General features: G+C 38.1%; 21 protein-coding genes and 1 pseudogene. 5 read left to right on the top strand and 17 right to left on the bottom strand.

The window, feature by feature from the left end; genetic code table 11:
- Nucleotides 1–124 precede the first annotated feature (124 nt).
- Together F1847_RS00915 and F1847_RS00905 are read left to right on the top strand one after the other, a co-directional pair.
- Nucleotides 125–2,399: pseudogene (locus F1847_RS00915) on the top strand (ribonucleoside triphosphate reductase).
- Nucleotides 2,400–2,633 carry a hypothetical protein gene (locus F1847_RS00905; RefSeq protein ID WP_240702803.1) on the top strand — a complete coding sequence of 78 codons (234 nt, stop codon included), beginning with the start codon at nucleotides 2,400–2,402 and terminating at the stop codon, nucleotides 2,631–2,633.
- Here F1847_RS00905 and xth read toward each other — a convergent pair.
- The 9 genes from xth to F1847_RS00865 all read right to left on the bottom strand — a co-directional run bounded on the left by xth (nucleotide 2,630) and on the right by F1847_RS00865 (nucleotide 9,571).
- Entirely contained in the window at nucleotides 2,630–3,451 is an 822-nt protein-coding gene (gene xth, locus F1847_RS00900) for an exodeoxyribonuclease III (protein ID WP_150071238.1), read from the bottom strand. The two genes, F1847_RS00905 and xth, sit on opposite strands and share 4 nt — an antisense overlap.
- Entirely contained in the window at nucleotides 3,444–3,611 is a 168-nt protein-coding gene (locus tag F1847_RS09180; protein ID WP_168194229.1) for an RCKP-type rubredoxin-like domain-containing protein, read from the bottom strand. Before F1847_RS09180 ends, xth begins: the two co-directional genes overlap by 8 nt.
- A gap of 202 nt (nucleotides 3,612–3,813) precedes the next feature.
- The gene (locus F1847_RS00895) at nucleotides 3,814–4,965 is read right to left on the bottom strand and encodes a carbohydrate porin (protein ID WP_150071237.1); all 1,152 of its coding nucleotides are present in this window, start codon (nucleotides 4,963–4,965) and stop codon (nucleotides 3,814–3,816) included.
- Between the two features lie 91 nt (nucleotides 4,966–5,056).
- A complete protein-coding gene (feoB, locus tag F1847_RS00890; protein WP_150071236.1) occupies nucleotides 5,057–7,201 on the bottom strand; it encodes a ferrous iron transport protein B in 2,145 nt (714 codons plus the stop codon).
- Nucleotides 7,198–7,428 carry a ferrous iron transport protein A gene (locus F1847_RS00885; RefSeq protein ID WP_150071235.1) on the bottom strand — a complete coding sequence of 77 codons (231 nt, stop codon included), beginning with the start codon at nucleotides 7,426–7,428 and terminating at the stop codon, nucleotides 7,198–7,200. The genes feoB and F1847_RS00885 overlap by 4 nt, the downstream gene beginning before the upstream one ends.
- 26 nt (nucleotides 7,429–7,454) lie before the next feature.
- A complete protein-coding gene (locus F1847_RS00880) occupies nucleotides 7,455–8,120 on the bottom strand; it encodes an HD-GYP domain-containing protein (protein ID WP_150071234.1) in 666 nt (221 codons plus the stop codon).
- Nucleotides 8,121–8,124: 4 nt separating this feature from the next.
- Complete coding sequence (locus F1847_RS00875; RefSeq protein WP_168194228.1) at nucleotides 8,125–8,883, bottom strand: GGDEF domain-containing protein; 759 nt, start codon at nucleotides 8,881–8,883, stop codon at nucleotides 8,125–8,127.
- 22 nt (nucleotides 8,884–8,905) lie between these two features.
- Entirely contained in the window at nucleotides 8,906–9,229 is a 324-nt protein-coding gene (locus F1847_RS00870; RefSeq protein ID WP_150071232.1) for a FeoA family protein, read from the bottom strand.
- Between the two features lie 39 nt (nucleotides 9,230–9,268).
- Nucleotides 9,269–9,571, bottom strand: coding sequence for a DUF2325 domain-containing protein (locus tag F1847_RS00865; protein WP_150071231.1), 303 nt, complete (start codon nucleotides 9,569–9,571; stop codon nucleotides 9,269–9,271).
- Nucleotides 9,572–9,836: 265 nt separating this feature from the next.
- Here F1847_RS00865 and F1847_RS00860 point away from each other — a divergent pair, with 265 nt between their 5' ends.
- The 3 genes from F1847_RS00860 to F1847_RS00850 all read left to right on the top strand — a co-directional run bounded on the left by F1847_RS00860 (nucleotide 9,837) and on the right by F1847_RS00850 (nucleotide 12,887).
- A complete protein-coding gene (locus F1847_RS00860; RefSeq protein WP_150071230.1) occupies nucleotides 9,837–10,520 on the top strand; it encodes a peroxiredoxin in 684 nt (227 codons plus the stop codon).
- Nucleotides 10,521–10,535: 15 nt separating this feature from the next.
- A complete protein-coding gene (locus F1847_RS00855; RefSeq protein ID WP_150071229.1) occupies nucleotides 10,536–10,766 on the top strand; it encodes a hypothetical protein in 231 nt (76 codons plus the stop codon).
- Between the two features lie 348 nt (nucleotides 10,767–11,114).
- Nucleotides 11,115–12,887, top strand: coding sequence for a TonB-dependent siderophore receptor (locus F1847_RS00850; RefSeq protein ID WP_150071228.1), 1,773 nt, complete (start codon nucleotides 11,115–11,117; stop codon nucleotides 12,885–12,887).
- Between the two features lie 53 nt (nucleotides 12,888–12,940).
- On the opposite strand, the gene rbr is transcribed toward F1847_RS00850, so the two are convergent.
- The 8 genes from rbr to nuoL form a co-directional block, all read right to left on the bottom strand.
- Nucleotides 12,941–13,516: a rubrerythrin gene (gene rbr / locus F1847_RS00845; protein WP_150071227.1), complete on the bottom strand. Its 576-nt coding sequence runs from the start codon at nucleotides 13,514–13,516 to the stop codon at nucleotides 12,941–12,943.
- A 244-nt stretch (nucleotides 13,517–13,760) separates the two neighbouring features.
- Entirely contained in the window at nucleotides 13,761–16,037 is a 2,277-nt protein-coding gene (locus tag F1847_RS00840) for a flagellar hook-basal body complex protein (protein ID WP_150071226.1), read from the bottom strand.
- Between the two features lie 31 nt (nucleotides 16,038–16,068).
- A complete protein-coding gene (locus F1847_RS00835; RefSeq protein ID WP_150071225.1) occupies nucleotides 16,069–17,472 on the bottom strand; it encodes a flagellar hook protein FlgE in 1,404 nt (467 codons plus the stop codon).
- 3 nt (nucleotides 17,473–17,475) lie between these two features.
- Nucleotides 17,476–18,156 carry a flagellar hook assembly protein FlgD gene (locus tag F1847_RS00830; RefSeq protein ID WP_150071224.1) on the bottom strand — a complete coding sequence of 227 codons (681 nt, stop codon included), beginning with the start codon at nucleotides 18,154–18,156 and terminating at the stop codon, nucleotides 17,476–17,478.
- 12 nt (nucleotides 18,157–18,168) lie between these two features.
- Complete coding sequence (locus F1847_RS00825) at nucleotides 18,169–19,758, bottom strand: flagellar hook-length control protein FliK (protein ID WP_150071223.1); 1,590 nt, start codon at nucleotides 19,756–19,758, stop codon at nucleotides 18,169–18,171.
- A 187-nt stretch (nucleotides 19,759–19,945) separates the two neighbouring features.
- Nucleotides 19,946–21,394: an NADH-quinone oxidoreductase subunit N gene (locus F1847_RS00820; RefSeq protein ID WP_150071222.1), complete on the bottom strand. Its 1,449-nt coding sequence runs from the start codon at nucleotides 21,392–21,394 to the stop codon at nucleotides 19,946–19,948.
- A 13-nt stretch (nucleotides 21,395–21,407) separates the two neighbouring features.
- Nucleotides 21,408–22,877 carry an NADH-quinone oxidoreductase subunit M gene (locus F1847_RS00815; RefSeq protein WP_150071221.1) on the bottom strand — a complete coding sequence of 490 codons (1,470 nt, stop codon included), beginning with the start codon at nucleotides 22,875–22,877 and terminating at the stop codon, nucleotides 21,408–21,410.
- 16 nt (nucleotides 22,878–22,893) lie between these two features.
- Nucleotides 22,894–24,846 (bottom strand): NADH-quinone oxidoreductase subunit L, encoded by a 1,953-nt coding sequence (nuoL, locus tag F1847_RS00810; protein WP_150071220.1) that lies wholly within the window; start codon nucleotides 24,844–24,846, stop codon nucleotides 22,894–22,896.
- Between the last annotated feature and the right edge of the window lie 4 nt (nucleotides 24,847–24,850).

Below are 24,850 nucleotides of genomic sequence, written 5' to 3'. Positions count from 1 at the left end.
AACCTTCTCCAAATCCCACTTGACAAAAAACTATAGAGAGTTAATTTAAAAAATAAACAAACTAAATGTTGTGGTGTTTTTTTAAAAAAAATACTATATATTGTAGAAAATAGGAGGAGGTTAAATGGAACCGTTAGTTAGAAAAAGAACAGGAAAGGTGGTACCTTTTTCGCGTTTTAGAATAATCAACGCCATTTATAAGGCCATGAAGGCTACTAATATAGGAACCAAGGCAGATGCTGAAAAAATAGCCGATGCTGTATCTATATTTCTTTACAGAAACTACTTTAAAAAAGGCGATATCCCTCATGTAGAGACCATTCAGGATATCATAGAAAAGACTTTAATGGAAAAGGGGTTTCCTGAGGTAGCCAAGGCTTATATTCTTTATCGTGAAAAACGGCGTCAAGCCAGAGAAATAGGGCAGGCTTTGGTTGATGGTATTAATTTAATAGAAGAATACATAGGCAATGAAGACTGGAGGGTAAAAGAAAATTCTAACATGAGTTTTAGCCTCCAAGGTTTAAACTTTCATGTAAGTTCTTCTATCGTTGCTCGGTATTGGTTAGAAAAGCTTTATCCTAAGGAGATAGCAGAAGCCCATAGAGAGGGGGATTTTCATATCCACGACTTAGGTTGTTTGTCGGCTTATTGTATGGGATGGGACCTTTATGATTTACTTTTAAGAGGATTTGGAGGGGTTAGTGGAAAGGTTGAAAGCGCCCCGCCTAAACACTTTAGGTCTGCCCTTGGTCAGATAGTTAACTTTTTCTATACCCTTCAAGGAGAGGGTGCAGGAGCTCAAGCTTTTTCTAACTTTGACACCCTTCTTGCCCCTTTTGTAAGATGGGACAAATTATCCTATCCAGAAGTAAAACAGTGTATGCAAGAATTTTTGTTCAACTTAAACGTGCCCACCAGGGTAGGTTTCCAGACCCCCTTTACTAATCTTACCTTTGATTTAAAACCAGCTAAGGCCTTTGCTAACATGGGGGTTATCATAGGGGGCAAGCCGCAAGAAAGTGTTTATGAGGAGTTTCATAAAGAAATGTCTATGATTAACAGGGCCTTTTGTGAGCTGATGATGGCAGGTGATGCTAAAGGAAGGATTTTTACCTTTCCTATTCCTACCTATAACATTACCAAAGATTTTGATTGGGAAAATCCTGAATATGAACCTCTTTGGGAGATGACAAGAAAGTATGGTATCCCCTATTTTGCCAATTTCGTAAACTCTGACATGGACCCAGAGGATGCCTTTTCTATGTGTTGTAGGCTTAGGCTTGATAAAAGGGAATTGAGAAAGAGAGGAGGTGGGTTGTTTGGGGCTAATCCTCTTACAGGAAGCATCGGTGTGGTTACGATAAACATGCCAAGACTTGGGTATCTTGCTACCTGTGAGGAGGACCTTTTTGAAAGGTTAGAAAGATTGATGGAACTTGCTAAGGTTTCCTTAGAGATTAAGAGAAAGGTGATAGAAGATTTTACAGAAAAAGGGCTTTATCCCTATTGTAGGGTTTATTTAAGTTCAGTAAAAGAGGCTAAAGGGGCCTATTGGGCCAATCACTTCTCTACCATAGGGCTGGTTGGGTTAAACGAAATGTGCATAAACTTTTTAGGAAAACCTATCTATGATAAAGAGGCTAAGGAGTTTGCGATAAAGGTATTAAAATTCATGAGAGAAAAAATAAGTCTTTTCCAAGAAGAGACAGGCAATCTTTACAACCTTGAGGCAACCCCTGCAGAAGGCACAAGCTACAGATTGGCAAAAATTGACAAGAAAAAATTCCCAAGGATTAAAACTGCAGGAACAGAGGATGCTCCTTACTATACTAACTCTTGTCACCTTCCGGTCAACTATACAGACGATATATTTGAGATACTTACCCATCAAGACGATCTACAGGTGCTTTTTACCGGAGGAACGGTGGTTCATCTTTTTGTCGGTGAGGAGATTACAGAGACCTCGGTGGTAAAAGAACTAGTAAAAACCATAGTAGAAAACTTCAGGCTACCTTATTTTTCCATCACGCCTACGTTTTCAGTATGCCCTGTACATGGATACCTACCTGGAAGACATGACTTCTGCCCTTTACCGCACACTGAAGAAGACTTAAAAAAGTTTGGGGTTGAAATAGAACTTCCTGTAGATTTAATCCAAAAGTTTAGTATAGCACAAGCTTAAAGTTATAAGAAAGAGCTTAAAAAAGGAGGTGTTTAGCATGAAAGAAAAACAAAAGGTTAAGGTAGTTTCCTGTGAGGTTTACAGCAGGGTTGTAGGTTATTTTAGACCGGTTCAAAACTGGAACAAAGGGAAACAACAGGAGTTTAACGAAAGAAAAACCGCAAGGCTTGATGGTTCTTTTAGCCCAAATTCTTCTTATACCGAAAGGCATTAGATGAAAGATGAAAAAAGGGAGTGTTATCTCCCGCTGATTAAAGAAAAAAACTTAAAGAAAAAGGTTGGGGCTGGGGTATGTGATTTTTGCGGGACCCCTCAGCCCTTCTGTTATTTCTGTACTCACTGCGGGCTTACTATTTGCCAAACCTGTTTTATAGAAAACCAAAGGATGTTTACTCGAAGCGGGGTAACCTGGGTTTGTCCTTCTTGTCTTAACTGGGAAACCCTTTAAAACAAAAACTTAGCAATAACCGGGGCATGGTCTGAAGGCTTAGCCTTAGCTCTATATTTCTTTTCTACATAAACCTCGACTAACCTCTCTAAAATCGGTTGGGTTATCAAAATATGGTCAAGACGCATGCCTTGGTCTTTTTTAAAAGCTCCAAACTGATAATCCCACCAAGTAAAAACTCTTTTTGCTTCAGGATGTTTAAACCTCAAAGCGTCATAAAACCCAAAAGAAAGAAGTTCAAAAAAGGCTTTTTTCTCCTTTTCGGTAAAACAGATATGTCCTTCAAATAAAACTGGGTCAAAAACATCCTGGTTTTCCGGGGCTACATTAAAATCTCCCATAAGTATAATATGGTCTTGAGGAGAAAAATTTTTCTCAAAAAACTCCTTAAGCCTCCAGAAAAAGCTAATTTTATAATAGTAATAATCAGACTCAGGTTGGCCTCCATTAGGCACATACACCGAAAAAACCCATAAAGTACTAAAACCTGATATCTCAACCTTTATTCCCACAAGCCTTTCTACGGCATCAGGAAAACTTTCTGCCCCTTCTATCCCCTCAAACCCTTGTTTAATCTCTTGAGGGACGAACTTAGTAAGTAAAGCCACCCCGTTTCTACCCTTCCCTCCAGAATGCACTACATAATACCCTATCTCTTGATAAAGATTATAAGGAAATTCCTCAGTTTTTACCTTGGTTTCTTGTAAAGCAAGGAGGTCTGGAGAGACCTCCTTTAAAAATTCAAAAACCTGGTCTTTTCTCGTCTTTATGGAATTAACGTTCCAGGTAGCCACCAACATCTTAAACGATTTAACCAACCTTCTTACATCCCTTTTTCTTAGACCCACAAGAAGAGGTTTGAGAGGGTTCAGTCTCTTGTTTTACCATCGTGTTCATCTCTCCACACTTAGGGCATTTTTTAGGCTTACACCTTGATTCTTTTGTCTCCCCACAGGAACTACATTTCCATACAGCCATCTCATTACCTCCTTCCGATATAGTTTTAACACTTTTTAATTAATACTTTTTTTAAAAAATTTCAAGATTTTAAAAAAGAAAAATTTAAAGTTTGATTTTAGGAAATTATAACTGTGAAAAGATTTGAACAGAAAAATAAGAACCTCAAGATTTAAAGGCGACCTCCTTTAGACTGAAAGAGGCCGCCTAATTTTTTTATCTTTTAAAAAGTAAAGTTTAACCGTACACCAAAGATATTGCCTTTATTTTCTGGGTTTTCTTCGTCTTTTAGCTTATCTTGCATCCATTGCCAATCAAACGTAAGGGTTGAAGCAAAGACCTTTTCTTTTTCATAAAGAGGAATAGCCAGATAGGCTTCTATAGCTTTAGTGTGTTTTAATTCTTCATTTTTTGAAGGGGCTTTAAGATAGGCATAACCTATCCCTAATTCAAAATCTTTTTTACCAAAAGGATTAAACTTATAGGCCAACCCTAAGGAATACATACTCTTATAATCTACTTGGGCATCATCGTCTTGGAAACCCGCCCTTGCAAAAACCCCAAGCTTATCTTTTATCAAATCTTGGTCTATAGAAATACCCCAGCCTTTTAATGCCTTTTTCTTCTCTTCTTTCCAATCGGGGAAACGCTTGTTGGTGGTAAAGGCAAAAATCCGGTAATTCCCCTCCCCAAGAGAGGTTTCCAGTTTATAACCTATCTGGGCTGCATAGTAGTTATAAGTCCTTTTATCAAAAGTTGGGTTATCGCTTTCCTCGGTTTTACTTTGCATACCGACCAGTCCTATAGAAAAGGGCCCTTTAGTCCATTCTAACGCTACCCCATAATCATAGCTTACCAGATTGGCTAAAGGATTGTTTACAAAGGCCTCGTTCATAAACTGGGTTAACTCATCGTTAGCAAACCGGTTTTGGTCGATAAAAGCGGTAGAATCTATGATTCCTAAGGTTGCTTTAAGGGTTGAATTGCCTGGTAGATCAAAAGTCCTTGCATACCAAAGTTCCTGAAGGTGATCTCTTGAACGGTTATTGATGTTATGAAGGTCATCCCTTAGGTCGTCAGCATTAGGAGAAAGTATAAAAGGGCTTACTTTTTTCAATCCGTTTCCTTTAGCCAAACTACCTCTTATAGAGAATTCGTCTTTTTCTGTAGGTGTAAAGGTAATCCTTACATCAAGCACCGCAGAGCCCTTTTCTTCATTCTTAAAATCTCCCTTTTTTTGGTCTAACCATTGATAAACCCCGGTTAGGTTTGCCTCGATCGAAAGTTTTTCGTTGACTTCGTAGGCTTTAACCTTACCCGAAAACCCACAAACTACCAAACCTAAAGCTAAAGCAGTTACGTAACCCTTTTTCATAAGTATCCTCCTGTCTTAAAATTTTGTACAAATTACATAAATCTCATCATTTTTTAAAACTCATAACATTTTTAATTATAAAAGAAAAAATCTAAAAAATCAATCTTGCAAACTGATAAACCAAAAAAGAAACTATCCAGGCGGCTATCAAGGTTATACCTATAATTTGCAAAACGAACTTAAAGGATCCTGTCTCAGTCTTAACGGCTGCTGCATAAACCATACAAGGAAAATAGAGAAGGGTAAAAACCATAAAAGAAAGGGCTGAAGCAGGGGTAAACCTGTTTTGGAGCTCAGATAAAATCCCTACACCTTCTTCTGACAATTCTGCAGAAATAGTAACCACCTTAAAAGAGGAGATTAAATTAAGCCCAGCCTCTTTGGTTTTTTCAGCAAAAGTTAGGACTAAATCTTTTAGGTCATCTTTAAGAGATAAAGTCTTTTCTTCTTTTCCTTCTTCACTTCTTCCGTAAATCTGGGCCATGGTTGAAACAACTACCTCTTTTGCAGGAAAACCGGTCAATAAACTCGCACTACTTGCCCAATCCCCAAAACCAAGAGGCTTAAAAACAGGGGCTATCGCGTGTCCTAACTTACCTAAAATTGAATCTTCTGGGTTCTCAGGCTTCCAAGGAAGGTTTAATGACATCCATACGAGGACATTAAAAGCCAAAATCCAAGTTCCTGCCTTTATTATAAAATGTTTTAGTTTGAGCCAGGTATGAATAGCAAGGTTTTTAAAAGTAGGCATACGATACGGTGGAAGTTCCATGATAAAAGGTGCACTGCTTCCTTTAAAATAGATTTTGTGAAGGATAATCGCTATGGTAAGACCCACTACGATACCCAGCACATAGAGAAAAAGAAGCACTTCAGCCGAATGAGTGGCAAAAAAAGCAGAGACAAACAAAGCATAAACAGGAAGTCTTGCCCCACAAGACATAAAAGGTATTATAAACATGGTAAGTTTTCTTTCATGTTCTTGTTCCATGGTTCTACAACCATAAACAGAAGGCACGTTGCAACCAAAACCCATAAGTAAGGGTATAAAAGCTTTTCCTTGAAGGCCAAAAGAACGCATGATCCTATCCATAAGAAAGGCAGCCCTTGCCATATATCCTGTTGCTTCAAGAAAGGTTATCATAAGCATGATCATCCCGATCACAGGAATAAAAGACAAAACAGTCCCCACACCCCCTACGATACCATCAACCACAAGAGAACTTACCCAATCTGCTGCACCCACAAAAGAGAGCGCTGCCTCTATCCATTTTTTAGAAATTTCATTAATAGCCTTGTCTAAAAAATCTACATAAGGATTGGCTATATCAAACGCGACCTTAAAAGCAAACCACATGATTAAAAGAAACAAAGGTAATCCTAAGATTCTATTTAAAAAAATTTTATCCATCTTTTCTGTAAGGGTTTCTCTTCGGATTTCCGGACGCTGAAGGACCCTTTTGGTAATCCCGGTTGCTAAACCATATCTAACGTCAAGAAGATAATCGCTAAGTTCTACTTCATGAACAGTTTTAATATGATTGCTTATAATTTTTATCTCGTTTTTCTCTGACTTTAGTCCTATTTTATTTAAGACTTCTTCGTCTTCTTCCAAGATCTTTAAAATTAAACCTAAACTAACCTTTTCTAAATCTGGATTAAGTGCCTTAAGATGGTTATTAACTTTTTTTATCATCTCTTCTAAATCTTCTCCGTAAGGTAATCTTTTAGGAATAAGATTTTTTTCAAAAACCTCTATCAAGGCTTCTTTAAGGTCCTCAATTCCTTGCTCCTTTATTGCAATCGTAGGTATAGCCTTTACTCCAAGCATTTCTTCTAAAAGAGGAATGTCAATTTTATAACCAAGTCTTTTGACTTCATCAAACATGTTTAAAGCAAGCACTAAGGGTTTTTCAAGCTCCATAAGCTGAATTACAAAATAGAGATTTCTTTCAAGATTGGTGGTATCAACGACGCATAAAATGACATCATATTCCCCCAAAAAAAGAAAATCTCTGGTGATTGTTTCATCGATACTATAAGGGGTTAAACTATAAGCACCAGGCAGGTCAACAAAGTAAAAGGTGTATCCTTTATAAGAAACTTTAGCCTCCTTTTTTTCTACGGTTACCCCTGGCCAGTTACCTACTTGAAGGTTTGCTTTTGCGATAGCGTTGATCAAACTTGACTTACCGGTGTTTGGGTTCCCTACTACGGCTATTTTGATTTCTTTCATGAAAGCACCTCCACTTTGATCAATTCTGCTTCTTTCTTTCTTATCGATAAATGATATCCCCTCACCACCACATCGATAGGATCGGCAAGGGGAGCAACCCTAACCACCTGAAGCTCAACCCCAGGGGTTAACCCCATCTCTTTTAGTCTTTGCTTTACTGAAGGAGACCCTTCCAAAGAAAGCACCTTTACCTTTTGTCCGACCTTTGATTCCGAAAGCCTTGGCATCAGCTTACCTCCTCCTTTTAAGTTTTTTATATTAAATCTAAATAAGCTTTTACTTTTTCTTCTATGCTAAAAAAAGCCTCTACTATGTTTGGATCAAACTGAGAACCTGCTCCTTGTTTTAGTTCTTCTAAAACAACATTAAAACTTAAAGGTTCTCGATAAGGACGTTTATCTACCATCGCTGAAAAAGCATCAGCCACGGCTATAATCCTTGCTCCAAGAGGTATTTCTCTTTTTCGAAGACCATAAGGATATCCCTTACCATCCCATCTTTCATGATGGTAAAGCACCATCTCTATCACCCCACCTTTCCCCTGAAAGATTTTTATACTTTCAAGATACTTTGCCCCTATAACAGGATGTTTTTTAACCAATACCCATTCTTCTCTTGTCAAAGGTCCTGGCTTTTTTAAGATTTCATCGGGTAGAGCGAACTTTCCTATATCATGAAGATGCCCTGCAATATGTATAAAGTCTGCAACCTCAGGAGGCAACCCTAATTCTAAGGCAAGCATATAACTAAACACTGCCACTTTTTCAGAGTGATTTTTGGTAAAACAGTCTTTACTTTCCATAAGGTTAGTCAAAACCTCACAAATCTGATGAATAGTAACCCTCAACTCTTTACATTTTTTGACCTGACAACAAAGTTCTTTGATTTCAGGTTCATAAAAGCACTGTTTAGCCCACATAAACCTACCCCTCACAAACAGAAACTAAATTTTTCCCAGAATTTTTGGCTTGATACAGAGCTTTGTCGGTTATTTCCAAAATCACTTCTAAGGGTCTTACAGGAGGGCTTCCGCAAACTCCTAAGCTTAAAGTAACTTTTAAAGCCTTCCCTTGCCACCAGACTACATGATTGGCTACAGCCTTCCTTATACGTTCTGCTATCGACCTTCCTAATTCAATAGAGGTATTTTTTAGAAAAATAGCAAATTCCTCTCCACCCCATCTAACAGCAAGGTCGGTTTTTCTAAGATTGTTTTTGACAATCTGAGCCACTTCCTTTAAAACCTGATCTCCTGCTTGATGTCCAAAAGTATCGTTAAATTTCTTAAAATTATCTATGTCTGCTAAAACCAAACAATAAGGAGGGTTGGCTAATTCTCTCTTTAAAAGATTTTCAGCAAACTGTCTGGTTAAAAGCCCGGTTAGATGGTCAAGTCTTACCAACTCCCTTAGGGTTTCATAAGAGGTTTTTAATGGTCTCACCAAAACATGTTTAAGAATGTCCTTATCAAGGGCTATTCTGGTTTCGTTGATTTTAATTACCATCCGTTCTCCGGTTGGATCCTGATAAACGACCTCTAAAAGTGTTCCTTCTATAACCCCGATACTTTTTAACCTTAATTTTAAGTCTAAAGAAGAAATACATACTACTTCTGCCACCTCACCTAAAGGAAAGTTAGATAAGGGATAAACTACAAAACTCTTGCACCTCCGTATACTCATCCTTTCCCTCCTTTTAAAATGTTCAGTCATTTTTTATAACCATTATCCACATAGCAATCCTCCGACTTAGAGCTATTAGGCTTTCTCCCACCTTTAGCAGGATGGGATTACCTGGTTGATTTTGTTTTACCTCGACCATCTGTCCAGGCTTTAATCCCATAGAAACTATCCTTTGGCAAAAATTCCCTTTCCCTTTAAAACAATTTCCCCGACCACCACAGCCTTTTCTGCCACCCGAAAAGTCTATGTTTTCCATCAAATCAGGCATAGAATAGATCTTTCCCACCTCACCCTCTCTTAGAAGAGCAAGAGGAATCGTCCTTTTTTCCTCTCTACCTTTAAACATTTTTACCTCCTACTTTGTTATAGATTTTGCATTTCAATCTCAATTAATCTTTAAAAAATTTTCTTGACAGGAAATTTTTAATTCTCTGATTATTTCTTTTATTTTACAAAGACCTTTTTTCTGGCAGAAAATACATCTTTCTTTAGCGCACCTTTTGGCTATATCGACAAGTTCATGAGATACACAACCGGTAATCACGATTACATAGTCTGCTGAGGATATAGCATCTTGGGCACAAGGGCAAAATCTGTTGATAAACTTAAGCTTAATTTTTTGTTTTTTAGCGTGTTCTTCTAATCGACTTTTGAACCGATCATGGCCTCCTATGACTACAACCGTCATAAACCAATACCTCCTTTAAAAGATAAACCAACAAAAGCAATTGATTTTAAATTTCAATTTTAAACATAAACTTTAAAGTTTGTCAAGAGCTTCAAAAAAATTTTTCTAAAAAACCTGTTTTACACCCAAAGATAAGTTTTAAAACATTTTTTCAAAGAAAAAGATAAACCGTAAATTATATCAGACCCCCTTGACAAAATTTTTTCCTGTATTATCTTTTATACTAAATTAGTTTTTAGTTAAAAATAATTATAGGAGGTGAAGTATGGAAGAAGTAAAAGAAGTAATCAGTATGCCAAGGATTGGAGACCAAGCACCTGCTTTTGAGGCGATGACTACGATGGGACCTATCAAGTTCCCAGAGGATTTTAAGGGGCAATGGGTGGTGTTTTTCTCTCACCCTGCAGACTTTACTCCTGTTTGTTCTACCGAATTTTTAGCCTTTGCTAAGCTCAACGAAGAGTTTGCCAAAAGAAATGTTCAGCTTTTAGGATTAAGTATAGATAGTCTGTTTTCTCACATTGCTTGGGCGATGAACCTTAAGGAAAAAACCGGTGTAGAGATTCCTTTCCCCATAGTAGCAGATGCTGACGGAAGGGTAGCTAAACTCTATGGGATGCTTCATCCCGGAGAGAGTTCAACCGCTACGGTAAGGGCGGTTTTCATCATAGACCCTAACGGAAAAATCAGGGCTATCATCTATTATCCTCTTTCTGCCGGAAGAAACATGAGAGAAATCTTAAGGTTGATAGATGCTTTACAAACCGCTGATAAACATGGGGTTGCTACTCCTGCCGACTGGGTGCCTGAGCCTCAAGTATGGGAATTTACCGAAGAAAACACCAAGGTTATCGTACCGCCTCCAACCACCTATGAAGAGGCAGTAAACAGGTTTAAACAAGGTTATGAATGTATCGACTGGTATTTCTGCAAGAAAAAATTAGGCTAAAGGAGAAAAAATAAGATGTCTACAGGATGTGTAAGCCCTGACGGAAAACTTAGTGAAAGAGCCCTTGGACTTTTAAAAATTTTAGAAGAAAAAGGTAAACTTAATGCTTCTGAAATGGCAGAGCTTATTAAAAGACCTTTGTTTCAGGTAAGAAGCTCATTAAGAGAACTTGTTGAGGCTGGATTTGTCGCCTTAGAAGGAGATGAATATAGCCTTACTGAAAAGGGACGCTCAGCCTTAAGATAAATTTTTATAGGTTTAAAAACATTAGGGGGTAAGTTTTCTTACCCCCCTTTTTATTTATTTTTCTTAAAGTTCTTCTACCCTTCAAAGTTTTTCCACCTTAGAAGTCAAAACAAAAAGTTTAAGCCTCTAAAATAATATGCCCAGAGAAATTTAATGAGATAGTCCCATTTTCGAGAAAGGTATTTCAAAAAATTTACTTTAACCGCGCACAAAAGTTTTAAAAACCTGGCTAAAACTTGTATTTTGCTAAACAAAGCCTGCTTGACTTTTCAGGTTTTTATGTTAACCTTTTTTAAATTTTAGGTTAACAAAATTTCCTTCTACAAATTGTGGTTAAGGGGTAGAAAGATGAAGAGAGGACAAGGGTTTTTAGTGGTAGGGTTTTTGTTTGGGTTTATAACTGCTAATGCCAAAGCAGAAATTTCAAAAAGTGAGCTTCCTTCGGTCTTTCTTGAAGAGGTTAAGGTAACTGCACCTGCAAGCACTGAACCCATAGAGCGGACCTCTCAAGAGGTAAAGGTGTTAAGAGAAGGGTGGGAGCTAAAATTAGGACCTGAAAAATTTTCAAGTTTGCAGCTTAGAGAAAGGGGAGAATTTGGGGTTCAACAAGACCTTTCTATTAGAGGGTCTACTTTTGAACAAAATTTAGTAGTTTTTGAAGGTATAAGGCTTTCTGACCCACAGACAGGGCATCATCTGATGAACCTTCCTTTTACCCACGAAGAGCTTTCTTCTATAGAGGTTTTAGCCGGTGGAGCAAGTGCCCTTTATGGACCTGGTGGATTTGGTGGGGCGGTTAATTTTAATCTTAAAAAACCGGAAAAAGGGGTTTTCTTTTCAGGTGGGTATGGAAGCTATGACCTCTGGGAAATAAAAGGTTCTATAGGTCTTGAATTAGGAAAAACCCCTATAGGGGTCAATCTTTCTCAGCAAAAGTCAAACGGGTTTATCTGGAACAGGGATTTTGACATAAGAACTTTTAACCTCTATCTAAAGGATCAGGAAAAGCTGTTTTTTTATGGTTTTCAAGAAAAGGACTTTGGGGCAAAAAACTTTTATACTACTAAATATGATACCGAATGGGAGGAAACAAGGACCCATCTTTTTTTGGCTAAAAAAAACTTTGGAGGAAACTCTTGGTTTTTTGAACCAACCTTCCTTTATAGAATACACTACGATACCTATCTTCTTGACCGGAGAAATCCTGATTTTTATAAAAACACGCACAAATCGCAGGTATTGAGAACCAACCTACCTTTAAGGTTAGAAAGGAGTTTGGCTGACTATGTGGTTGGGATGGAGGCCTCTTATGAAAGCCTTGACAGTTCAAGGCTTGGAGACCATGTCAGACAGGGATTAGGGGCTTACTTTTGGGTATATCCTAAGATAGGAGAAAAGGTCTTTCCGAGTCTTGGGGTTAGGTATGACAGCCTGGCTAAAAACGAAGACTTTTTCTCCTATTACTTAGGGTTAGCCTATTTAATCACACCTAACCTTAAAACCAGAACCTCTTTTAGTTTTTCTTACAGAGCCCCAAGTTTTACCGAGCTTTATTATGATTCTCCTTATACCAAGGGTAATCCATCTCTTGATCATGAAAAAGCTTATAACGTTGAAGCTGGGCTTGACTACAAAAACCAAAGAATCTCCTTTTCAGGAACGGTTTTTTATCGAATAGGAAAGGACATCATAGACTGGATAAAAAAAGGAACCATCACTCAGGCTCAAAACATAGAAGAGTTAAAAACCTTTGGAACCACTTTAGACTTAACCATAGACTTAGCCAAGGTAAAACCATTTTTAAGTTATACCTATTTAAACCAAGTAGCACGCAATTTGGGGTCAGCAAGATATCAAGGGGCCTATTTTAGACATAACTTGGTAGGAGGTTTTTACGCCCAGCTTCCTGGAAAATTAGACTTAATAATCGGTGCAAACTTAAGAAAACCTTATAGATCTAAAGAGGTCTACTTGGTAAACGTTGAGTTGAAAAAACAGATTAAAAATGGAATAAGCCTTTGTCTCTGGGGGAAAAACCTTCTTGATGAAGAATATGAAGAGATAAAGGGTGTTAAAGCCTGGCCCCAAACCTTGGGAATAAAACTTGAATTTAAAAGATAAAAATTAGGGGGCTAAAAGCCCCCTAAACATATACTAAACATCTATTACCTAATTTACCAGTTTTCGCAGATCAATTCAAAGTAAGCCTTAGGATGGTCACAGGAAGGACATTTATCAAGGGCTTCAAGGCCTTTATGGATATAGCCACAGTTTCTACATCTCCAAATCACCTCTATTTTTTTCTTAAAAACTGTGCCTTCTTTAAGGTTGTTCGCCAAAGCAAGATATCTTTTTTCATGAAACTGCTCGGCTATGGCTATAGCCTCAAAGACCTTGGCTATTTCGTCAAAACCCTCTTCTCTTGCGATTTTGGCAAAAGTAGGATACATAACTTTATACTCATAATTTTCTCCGCTTGCGGCATGAAGCAGGTTTTCTAAAGTATTACCTAACTTTCCTGCAGGAAACTTAGCGGTAATTTCTACCTCTCCGCCCTCTAAAAATTTATAAAGCCTTTTAGCATGCTCTTTTTCTTGGTTAGCTGTTTCTTCGAAGATAAAAGCAATCTGGTCAAAACCCTCTTTTTTAGCTATAGAGCTGTAGAAAGTATACCGGTTACGAGCTTGAGACTCTCCGGCAAAGGCAATCAAAAGATTTTTTTCTGTTTGAGTGTTTTTTAAACTTTTCATGTCAAACCTCCTTATTATTTTTTTTAATTAAAAATTATTTTAAATAATTTTTCCAAAAAGTCAAGTCTCTTTTAAAAATTTGGTTATTGTTTTTTTTCTCTTTTGTTATTTTTTATTAGACTTATGGTGTTAAAGGCTTCTACATAAAATAAAAGTCTTGGTTATCGTTTGTCGTGCTGAAAAAAAAATGACAATTAAAAAATTCCTGGGAAGGTTAGAGTACCTTCCCAGGGAAAGGTTAGGTTTATCTCTTGAGGTTGATTAACTCTTCAAGCATGGTATCTGAGACGGTGATGATACGAGAGTCTGCCTGAAATCCTCTCTGGAAGATGATCATCTTAACGAACTGTTCTCCCAAGTCTACGTTAGACTGTTCTATAGAGTTAGGGGCGATGGTGCCAAGGCCGTTGCTACCAGGTTTCCCGGTAACCGGAGGACCTGAATGGGTGGTCTCTTTAAATAGATTGCCTCCTACTTTTTGAAGTCTTTCAGGGGCGTTAAAATTGGCAAGGGAAACCATCCAAAGCGGAATGACCCTTCCGTTAGAGTAATTACCGGTAATTATTCCTTGATTATCAACGGTTATACTTTCTAAGGCTCCTGGTCCGAAACCATCTTGGTCATAAAAAATGGTAGCGTTAGATGTGGCGTATTGGGTAGTTCTTACAGATTCAGACCTCCAAGAATCTTTAAAAAAGTATCCAAAGTTTAATTCTATCTGTTGAAGGTCGTTTCTGACCAACCCTTGATCTTGAGAATTGGGAGGATAGATATCATAAGGAAATTCTATCCCAAGAAAATCGGCTATCATAACAGGATAACCATGAGCCCCAAGGGCTGAAAATTTATCTATTGGGTCTGCCACAGGATTACCTGAAGTATCTATTACCTGTACCAAAGCTCCTGTATTGGCATCTATTCTGTAGGTTTCATAAAACTTTTTTACGTTTCCTTGATTGTCAAACTCAAGCCTTCCATACATCAAAACCCCTTTTAAACTTTGGGCTGTAAGATTGCCAGAAGGAATTTGAAGGTTTTGAGTAATCGTACCCTCTTCATATTGCCATTGCATAGGAAGGACATCTTTGGTAAAATCCCTTACATCTTCGTTTGGGTTGCAAGCCACCAAAAATTCATAGACGTTATCTTTAGTAGTTGGGTTATAATAGACGGTTATCTCATGAGGAGTACCTAAAGAATCATAAACTGTAAGGGTGGTCCTGTAAGAATAGGCAGTAGAGGGGATAGGAACATCTTGTCTTGCATCCCAATATGAAAGAAGGGTATCAGTTTCTTGTAAAGTAAAAACCTTAGCGGTAGGGGTACCACCAGTAGGATTTAAATTGGACCAATCGAGGTTTATTCTTTGGGTAGTTCCATCAAGGAAAAAGAAAATGTTGGTCTCATCAGAGTTATCTCCTTTTACAAGGAGGGTCCCTGTTTCTTGGGTTGGATCATCTGGATTAGTTGCAGGAGTGTTTGCAGGGTTTTCGAAAACCCTGTAATCCCATCTACCATCACTGCTATCGTATTTAATGTAGATCCGCAATTTTCTCTGGGTGCCATTTGCATCTACCACTTGGGGGTCTGTAGGAGCTATAAAATCAATAGTTACCCACTGGTCTGGGAATATATTATCATATAATTCTATCCTTCCTGTCCTTCCAGGCATTTTAATATCGTTAGTTCCGCTAACATGGGTAATTCCACTCCAATCAAAGGTTATCATTTCTTTGGTAGTAGGAAGTTCAAAGATTACTCTGGTTGAAGTAACATCTGTGGCGCTGGTTATCATCTGGTTGGTATCCAAATTATAGATTTCATAAGCCCATTTTTGGGTTGCAGCGTTATAACCAAGCTTTATTCCTATTTTGTTGTCCTTTTCGTCTACATCTCTAATTACTACTTCATAATAACCTGTGTTAGGGAAATAAGTATAGGTTGAGTCTGAGGGGTCGTCATAAAGGTTTCCGCTTAAAAAAATAAGTTTAGTCCTTGTTTCTTCCCTTGCGTCTAAGTTGGTGATAACGTCTATTTTTGAGGTTTTGACAGGTGGAGAAGAACGGTCGATTTGAATGTCAGTTATGGCACCGGTTATATCTCCTGTCACTTCATCTATCCTCCAACCTTGAACCCTCAAACCAGCTGCATTAACAAGATATCCATTTCTGTCAACTATAAACTGTCCGTCTCTGGTATAAAAGACATTTCCTGTGCTTTTAGGGTCTTTAACGATAAAAAAACCTGCTCCAGCGATAGCCATATCGGTTGGGTTGGCGGTAGATTCAAAAGAACCTTGATTAAAAAGTGAGTAAAGTGCCTGTATGCTAGCCCCTCTTCCAAGCTGACCTGAACCAGCACCTGTATTTATGCTTTGTGCCATAACATCGCTAAAGGAGATTCTTGCACCTTTAAAAGCCGTGGTGTTAAGGTTTGAGACATTGTCTCCGATCACACTCATACCGTGTCCAAGGGCTCTTAACCCACTTGTTCCTGTAAACAAGGCATCGGTTAAACCCATAAAATCACCCCCTTATATTTTATCGGATTTTTTATCGTTTACTTAAAAAGTCTTCTAACATTTGGTCTGCAGTGGTTATAACCCTGGTGTTGATTTGAAAAGCCCTCTGCAGGGTAATCAAGCTAACCATCTCAGAGGCTATGTCTACGTTTGAGTTTTCAAGAGCTCCGGAAAGAAGCCTTCCTCTTTCAAACACTCCAGGAGAAAAAATAAAGGGCTGAGCTCCTTCTCTTGCCATAAAAAGCCCATTTCCCACCTTGATTAGGCTTTCCTCATAACCAGAAAAATCTGCCAAAAAAATCTTTGAAACCTCTATGTTTTTGTTGTTGGTATACCAGGCAACAACCTTACCCTCTTCAGTAATTACTTCTATTTTGTCAAAAACCCCTATAGGATAGCCGTCTTGGTTAAAATATAGTTGTGCAAAAGGATTAGCCTGAAGTTTGGTTGGGTTAGTAGACCTGGTAATGCTTCCGTCTGGTTCAACCTTAAAACCAAGGTTTAGGGTAATGGTTTGAGTTGCGCCTCCTACATTTACCTGAAACTGCGGTCTACCAAGGGTGGTTAAATCCATCGGGGGGTCAGTGGTAGGGTCAAAAGAAGAAGGATTAGATATTTCCCAAAATTGAGTCCCTACTACATCACCGTTTCCTCCAAAGGATAATCTTCCATAAAGAAAAGCCCCTTGATATTTACCGGTGCCTCTTCCGTCTAAGGTTGGGTCTTCAAGGGCAAACAAAAGTTCATACTCGTTGTTGTTATCAGTGCGGTCTACGTAAAGCTTAAAGTTTGTTTTGTTACCAAGGGTGTCGTATCCATAAAAATCAAAAACATAATCAAACTTCTGGTCTTCTATGATGGTAGAGGAAGTAGCATCATAGTTTTGCCAGAGAGGGTCGTCTATGGTTTCCATAGGCTTGGTGCTGTCAAATATAAGCTGAAGGTCTATGTTAGAGGTCCCCTTAGGGGGCATAACCTTAGGAATAAGGTAAGGCTTAAGGTCGTTTAAATCGGCTGAGGTTGCCTCAGGGGCTGAACCTAAGAGATAAAGTCCCATGCTGTTTTGTAAAGCAAGATATTGTTCGTCTACTTGATTGATAAAAAATTGCCCGTCCCTGGTGTAAAAAAGGTTTCCCTTTTTGTCTGAAACCACAAAAAAACCTTTTCCTGAAATAGCAAGGTCGGTAGGAGAATCGGTGGTAACGATGGCTCCCTGAGTAAAAAGAGTTCTTATAGTTTTTACATTGCTTCCTAAACCTTTTTCTTTCCGAAAGGTTTCGGCATAAGCCTCTACCAAAGAGTTAGCAAACTCATATCTACTTCCTTTAAACCCGGTGGTGTTAAGGTTAGAGATGTTGTCTGCGGCTACATTCATCCCCATAGAGGTGGTAAAAACCCCGCTATATCCTATATACATCGTTCCAAAAAGTCCCATATCTTAACCCCCTATCAACTCTTTTATGTCTGAAAAGGCGATTTCCTGAGCTCCATTTATTACCAATTTGTTTTCCTCTCCTAACTTAGCCCCGGTAACCCTTGCAACCATCGTTGGTTTAACTGAATTTATCGTCTTTCCATCTGAAACTAAGATAGAAAAGGTATAATTGCCATCAGGCACAGGATTTCCTGCCTGGTCTTTTCCGTCCCACTCTATTTTATAGGTACCTTCCTTAAGGTCTGAAAGGGTTAACCTTCTTACTAAGTTACCCTTAGAGTCTCTTATTAAGACTTCAACCCCGGTTGCCAACCCTTCAACCTTAAACTCACCACCTAAAAACTGACCCTGCTCTACCCTTCCTATGTTAGAATCTACCTTTACCTTTTTATCTACCAAGCTCGAAACATAGGTCAGGTTAAGGTTTTTCCCAAGGTCAACCAAACTTTTCAAGGTATCGTTGATGTTAAAAAGCTGGTCTACCTGGTTAAACAGGGCAAGCTGAATAGCCATCTCGTTGTTTTCAAGTGGCTTCATCGGGTCCTGATATTGAAGTTGGGTGATAAAAAGTTTGATAAAATCATCTTTTTGTAAGACCTTTTTAGGGGTCCTTATGTTGTTCTGAGAATCGCTTTTTACCGAACTTATGGTAGAACTGGTAGCGTTAACTGGAATGGTAGCCATACTTCTCCCTCCCTAAACGATAAAATAATGTTTTCCTTTTAAGTTTCTCAAAACCTCTTGAGGGTTTAAAACCTCTACATCTTCTTTTTGGTCTTCCAAACCCTGACCAAAATTGTTAGCAAACCTCTTTTTCTCAAAATCCTCCCTGTCAAAACCTTGGTATCCTGTCCCTAAGTTGAGTTGGGTCTGAAAATCCTTAAGAGACAAACCAAGTTCTTTTAAACTTTCCCTGATTGCCTCAACGTTTGCCTGAAGTTCACGAAAGGCCTCTTCTTTTTCTACCCTTGCGACTATCATTACCTCTTTTTCATGGACCTTAATTTCTAAATCAAGACTTCCAAGATGTGGGGGTTCAAGCCTTACATAGGCCCTTTTTTCTCCTTCAGGAAGGACTTCTGCCGAAAACCTTTTTACAAACTCAAAAAACTGAGGGGACATTTTTTCTCCTTCTAAAAACCTAATGGTCTCAACTTTTATCTGCTGGGCTCCGTCAACCTTTAGGTGAGAAACCTGATGATAAAACAGTTGAAAACGAGTTAAATCCCCCTGTCTTTCGTCATAATTACCTTGCTTTTTGTTTAAAAAAGCTACTCCATCAGCCAAAAGAACCTCTTTCCCTTTAGTTTCTCCTATGGTGTTCTCAAAAACCTCAGAACTTTTATCTAATCCCCTTGAGTCTTTTGAAACCTTATTTAACAAACCTCTAAAACTTTCTATCGGTTCTCCGGTCAACCTTAAACCCTCAACTTTTTGGTCTTTTCCAGAGACTTCAGCCTCTACTAAAGAGCTAACCTTCCGTAAAAATATTTCTTTTAAATCGGATAAAACCTCCTGGTTATTGGCTACAAGATGTTCCTGTGGTTGAGCCCCTATCGTCTTTACAGTTTCTAAAAGTTTCGTCCTTAAATCTAAAAACCTTTTATCCGTAAATACCTCATTTCTTAATTTATCCTCAAGCTTAGCCAACAAGCCTTTAAATTCTAAATTCTCCTCTTGGGGTGAGCCTAACTTAAGCCCTGATACCTCCTTAGAGGCTATTCCCTTGGTTAAATCAGCAAGATTCTGCTTAAAAGGAACTAAAAAAGAAGCAATGTTTTGGTCTTCTTTTATCTCTGTTTCTATTTTCTGGTTTAGCCAACCAAAAAAATCTTCCTTAAGATTAGAAGAAGACAAAAGGTCTTTTAATCCTTCGTAAAGCCTGTTTTTATCCAAAGGAAACATTTCTAAGGTTAAACCAGAACCCTCAGGCAAACCCTCCTTAGCAATAAAATAAGATAAAGCTTCAGGGGTAACCCCTGTTTTATCTGCTAAGTATCCCAAAAACATACCAAACCAAAAATCTGGAAAAACCTCTTCTTGGGTTTGTTCTTTTTGAAAGGTCTTAAGATTAGGTGGAAGGTTATTTTCTGCAAAAATATAGGGTTGATCTTCTTCTAAACTCGCGGAAACAAAGGGCTGAGAGGAAGGATCTCCATTAGCAAGTAAATAAAGAAGGATGAGTTGAAGAAAGTTGAAGTCTTGGGAATCTTCACCTTGACTAAATACTCCTGAGAGAAGGATATTACCACCATAGAGGTTGTTGGGGTTAAAATTCACCTTCATCCTTTCTCTCCTAACAGGAATTTTTAAAAATTAAATTCAAAAAGCATGCCTAATTGAAAAGGATTATGACGGAAGAAAAGGTTAAGAAAAATCAGAGATTAGCTTAGGGGAAAATAAGGTATTAAGGTTAAGGCGGAAAATTTAGCCTTAACCCTTTTACACAAATCGGAAAAGATTTCCTAAAAATTTAGTAAGGATAAAAAAGAAAGGTAAGATAAAAGTAAAGGGTTTGGTATACCATATCTGCCCAAGGTTTGGGATATACTCCTATCAAAAGGATAAGAAAGGCGGTTAAACTAACAGGAAACCAAACCCCAGCCTCCCAACGATAGGAAAAGCTTTCCTCAGTCTTTTCCATATAAATAAACTTTAAAACCCTAAGATAAGGATAGGCCCCGATAACTGAAAAAAGTATAGCTAAAAGAGCTACCCAAACATAACCTGATTTTATCAAGCCAAGGAAAAGGTAAAATTTTCCCATAAAACCTGCGGTAGGAGGTATTCCTGCCAAGGAAAACATAAATATCAAGGTTAAAAAACTAATCCCAGGGGAAACCTGACTCAAACCTGCCATCTTAGGAATATAAAGAAGATCTTTTTTATAGTTGGCTAAAAACACCGCTACACTAAACATTCCTATGGTCATGACAAGATAAACCAGAAGATAAAAAAGGGTAAAACTATAGCCTATAAGGTCTCCGCTAATCAACCCTAAACCAGCGTATCCTGCATGGGCGATAGAAGAAAAGGCAAGCATGCGTATAAGATGGTCTTGTTTAATAGCCAAAACATTCCCGATAAGGATCGTAAGTAAAATTACTGGAATAAGCATCTGCCCTATCTGTGTCTTTAAAGGAATAAAAGCTACTAACAACAGCTTTATCAAACAGGCTATTACCACAAACTTAACCACCGAAGCGATAAAAGAGGTGATAGGTAAAGGAGCACTTTCATAGGCATCAGGAGCCCACATATGAAAAGGCACAAAGGACATTTTGATAGAAAACCCTACTAAAATAAACAGAAAACCTAAAAGCATATAAGAATTAGCTGCTTTACTAAACAAACTCTGGGCTATCTGCATAAAAAACAAAGACCCAGTAAAGCTATAAACCAATCCCATCCCTAAAAGTAAAAATACTGAACCTATAGCTCCAGCTAAAAAATACTTAAACGCCCCTTCCAAAGACTTTTTTTCCTGAGCAAAGTTTAAGGCTATCAAAAGATAAACAGGAAAACTCATCAGCTCCATCGCTAAATACATAGTAACCAGGTCCATCGAAGAAAGCATAAGAAAAGCACCTACCAGAGAAAGCAAAAGAAATCCATAATACTCTCCATAATTAAGGCTGGGATGATGAATAAGATAGTTTCTCGAAAGAATGAGGATTAAAAAAGCACCAGACAAGATTAAAAACTTAAAAACTGTAGAAAAAAAATCACTTTGATAACTTAACGTAAAATTGCCAAAAGGTGCGATTAGAAGTAAAAAGGCTGCTCCCAAAAAAGATAAAAGACTTAACCAAAAGGCATATCCCTTGTTTTTAAAAATTCGGTCAAAAAGGAAAATAAAACACACTACTATCAAAAAAAGAAGTTCAGCCAGGATTACCCCAAAATTAAGTTCTATGGTCATGCCTTTAAGCCTCCTAAAATCTTAAATTGCTTAGCAACTGTTCTATAGAAGATGTCATGTAGTCTAAAAAAAGGTTAGGATAAAGTCCTATCAAAAACACTAAAACCAGCATCGGAAGAAGGGATAAAACTTCATTAAGTCTTAAAGGGGCTAACCCTTCAAGATTAGGGTTGACCCTTTCAAAAAACACCCTCTGATAAAGCCAAAGCATATAACCTGCCCCTATAATAAGTCCTAACGCTGCCAGGGCTACCAAAAGTTTATTGGTAAAAAAAGTCCCTAATAGGATTAAAAATTCGCCTATAAACCCGTTGGTCCCTGGAAGACCTATTGAGGCTAAAGTAAAAATCATAAAGATAGCTGCATAAAGAGGCATTACAGAGGCAAGACCTCCATAATAACTGATGGCACGGCTGTGAGTGCGGTCATATATTATTCCTACACACATAAACAAAGCCCCGGTTACTATCCCATGGTTAATCATCTGTAAAATAGCCCCTTTCATAGCTATAGGATTAAAAGCAAAAATTCCCAAGGTTACAAAACCCATATGACTAACCGAGCTATAAGCAATAAGCCTCTTTAAATCATCCTGGGCAAGACAGGCTAAACCACCATAGAGAATGGCTATCACCGAAAGCAAAAGTAACAATGGGGCAAACTCTTGGGCTGCGTTCGGAAACATCGGCAAAGCAAATCTGATAAAACCGTAAGCCCCAAGTTTAATCAAAATTCCTGCTAAAATAACCGAACCTGCAGTAGGAGCCTCAGTGTGGGCATCAGGTAACCAAGTGTGAACAGGCCACATAGGAATTTTAATCGCAAAAGCCAAGGCAAACCCTAAAAACAACAACTTCTCTACTAAACCACCGTTTACTACCCCTAAAAGCTTAGTATAATCAAACGTGCCAAACTTAATGAAAAGATAAACGATAGCGATTAACATAAAAACTGAACCAAAAAAAGTATAAAGGAAAAACTTAAGGGTAGCATATATCCTTCTGGGCCCACCCCAAATACCGATAATAAGATACATCGGGATAAGCATAGCCTCCCAAAAAACATAAAAAAGTAGTAAATCAAGAGCACAAAGGGTGCCTACAATGGCTATGTTAGTAAAAAGTAGGGCTAAATAAAACTCTTTTACTTTATCTTTGATTGAGTTCCAAGAAATGGTTATACAAAGTAAAGTAGTGAGAGCGGTAAGGGGTAGAAAAAGAATACTTATCCCGTCTACTCCAAGGAAATAATAGCTGTTTAAAAAGTCTATCCAAACTCTTTTTTCTACAAACTGAAACCCAGGATTCTGGAAATCAAAAGAAAAAAGAAGCAAAAGAGATAAGCCGAAATCTATAATCATCGTAAAAAGGGCTATACATTTAGCTGTATGTGCAGAATTTTTCCCTAAAAAGAAAATAGGTAAAGCTCCTAATAAAGGAAGCCATAATATCAAGGAAAGCAAATTATTCTGTAAAAACTCCATAAACCTTCCTCCGCCTCTATCTTAAACAAAAATACAAAATAAAGTAAAGAATAACACCTACCAAAATAAAAGTATTATAATGATTCACCACCCCTGAATGCACTATCCTTAAACCAGAACCTGCAAGGCTTATCAATTTGGCAGTGCCGTTTATAGCCCCTTCTATCAAAATACCGTCTGAAATCTTATTTACTATCCATCTTGCTGTCCACAACGTAGAACGCACAAAAAGTACATCATAAAGTTCATCAAAATACCACTTACCATAAAGAAACCGATAGACCGAAGGTAATTTTTGTGATAACCAAAACTGAAGACAAGATTTTTTAAGATAAACTACCCAAGCTAAAAAGATACCTAAAAAAGCAGCCATTACTGAAAGGGCCATCAAAAGATACTCGGTATGATGGTCTATCGGTAAGGTTTTAGGGTGCCCTAAAACCGGTTCTAAAAAGTTTAAAAACACCGGGTTTCCACCTAAGGAATGAGGCACCCCTAACCAACCAGCAAAAACCGCTCCTACAGCTATTAAAACCAGAGGGATTATCATGACCCTTGGAGACTCATGGGGATGAAAATCCTTTCTACCGTTATATTCTCCAAAAAACACCCGAAAAACCAACCTAAAGGTATAAAAAGCGGTTAAAAAGGCTACCAAAAGTCCTACCCCCCAGACCAACTTACCCCAAGGGTATTGAGAAAAATAAGCCATCGCAAGGATTTCGTCTTTGCTAAAAAATCCCGAAAGCCCTGGAACCCCAGCTAAAGCCAAGGCACCGATCAAAAAAGTAGCAAAGGTATAGGGCATATATTTTCTTAAGCTCCCCATTTGTCTTATGTCGTTGGTATGAACTGCATGGATCACACTTCCTGCACCAAGGAAAAGCAAGGCTTTAAAGTAAGCATGGGTAAAAAGGTGAAAAATACCTGCTGCAAAGGCTCCTACTCCACAGGCCATAAACATATATCCTAATTGAGACATGGTAGAATAGGCTATAATCCGCTTTATATCAAACCTAGTAGGGGCTATGGTTGCAGCCATAAAGCAGGTGAATACTCCTACCAAGGCTACCATCCCCATAGCGTAAGGAGAAAGCTCAAAAAGACCATGTAGCCTTGCTACCATAAAAACCCCTGCGGTAACCATCGTAGCTGCATGGATAAGAGCAGAAACCGGAGTTGGGCCTTCCATCGCATCAGGAAGCCAGGTATGTAGCGGAAACTGAGCACTTTTACCCATAGCCCCACAAAAAAGTAGAAAGGCTATCAAAAAAGGTACATGTATCTCTAAACCCAAAAACTCTAAATACTTTTCAGAAAGCAAAGGAAGCTTTGTAAATATCTCTTGGTAGTAAAGGGTCCCGGTAAAATAAAACAGGGCAAACACCCCAAGAGCAAATCCAAAATCCCCCACCCTGTTAACGATAAAAGCCTTTTTAGCTGCGTTGGCTGCGCTTTTTTTCTCATACCAAAAACCTATCAAAAGATAAGAACAAAGACCTACTGCCTCCCAACCTAAATAAAGTTGAAGGACATTGTTAGAAAGAACCAACATCAACATACTAAACGTAAAAAGGGAAATGTAAGAGAAAAACCGATAATAACCAGGATCTCCATACATATAACCAATGGAATAAACATGAATAAGAAAAGACAGTGAAAGAACCATCGTAGTCATTACGATAGAAAGAGGGTCAACCAAAAAACCCAAACCCACTTTTAGATCAGAGGCTGAAATCCAAACATAAAGGTCAAAATCAAAAACCTTCCCTGAAACAACCTCAAATAAAACCTTAATAGAAATCAAAAAGCTTATAAAAATAGCTAAAACCGGTATCTGGTGTGCCTTTTCTTTTAAATATCTTTTTCCAAAAACTAAGGTAAAAAGACTCCCTAAAAGGGGTATAAAGGGTATCAAAAAAACCCAAAAATTGAACTGGGTTATCAACTCATAAGGATGTTCTGCCATAAAA

It is taken from the genome of Thermodesulfobacterium sp. TA1, assembly GCF_008630935.1.
Classification (GTDB): Bacteria; Desulfobacterota; Thermodesulfobacteria; order Thermodesulfobacteriales; family Thermodesulfobacteriaceae; genus Thermodesulfobacterium.
Note: the sequence above shows the minus strand (reverse complement) of the source record. Positions and strands in the feature narration are given on the sequence as shown.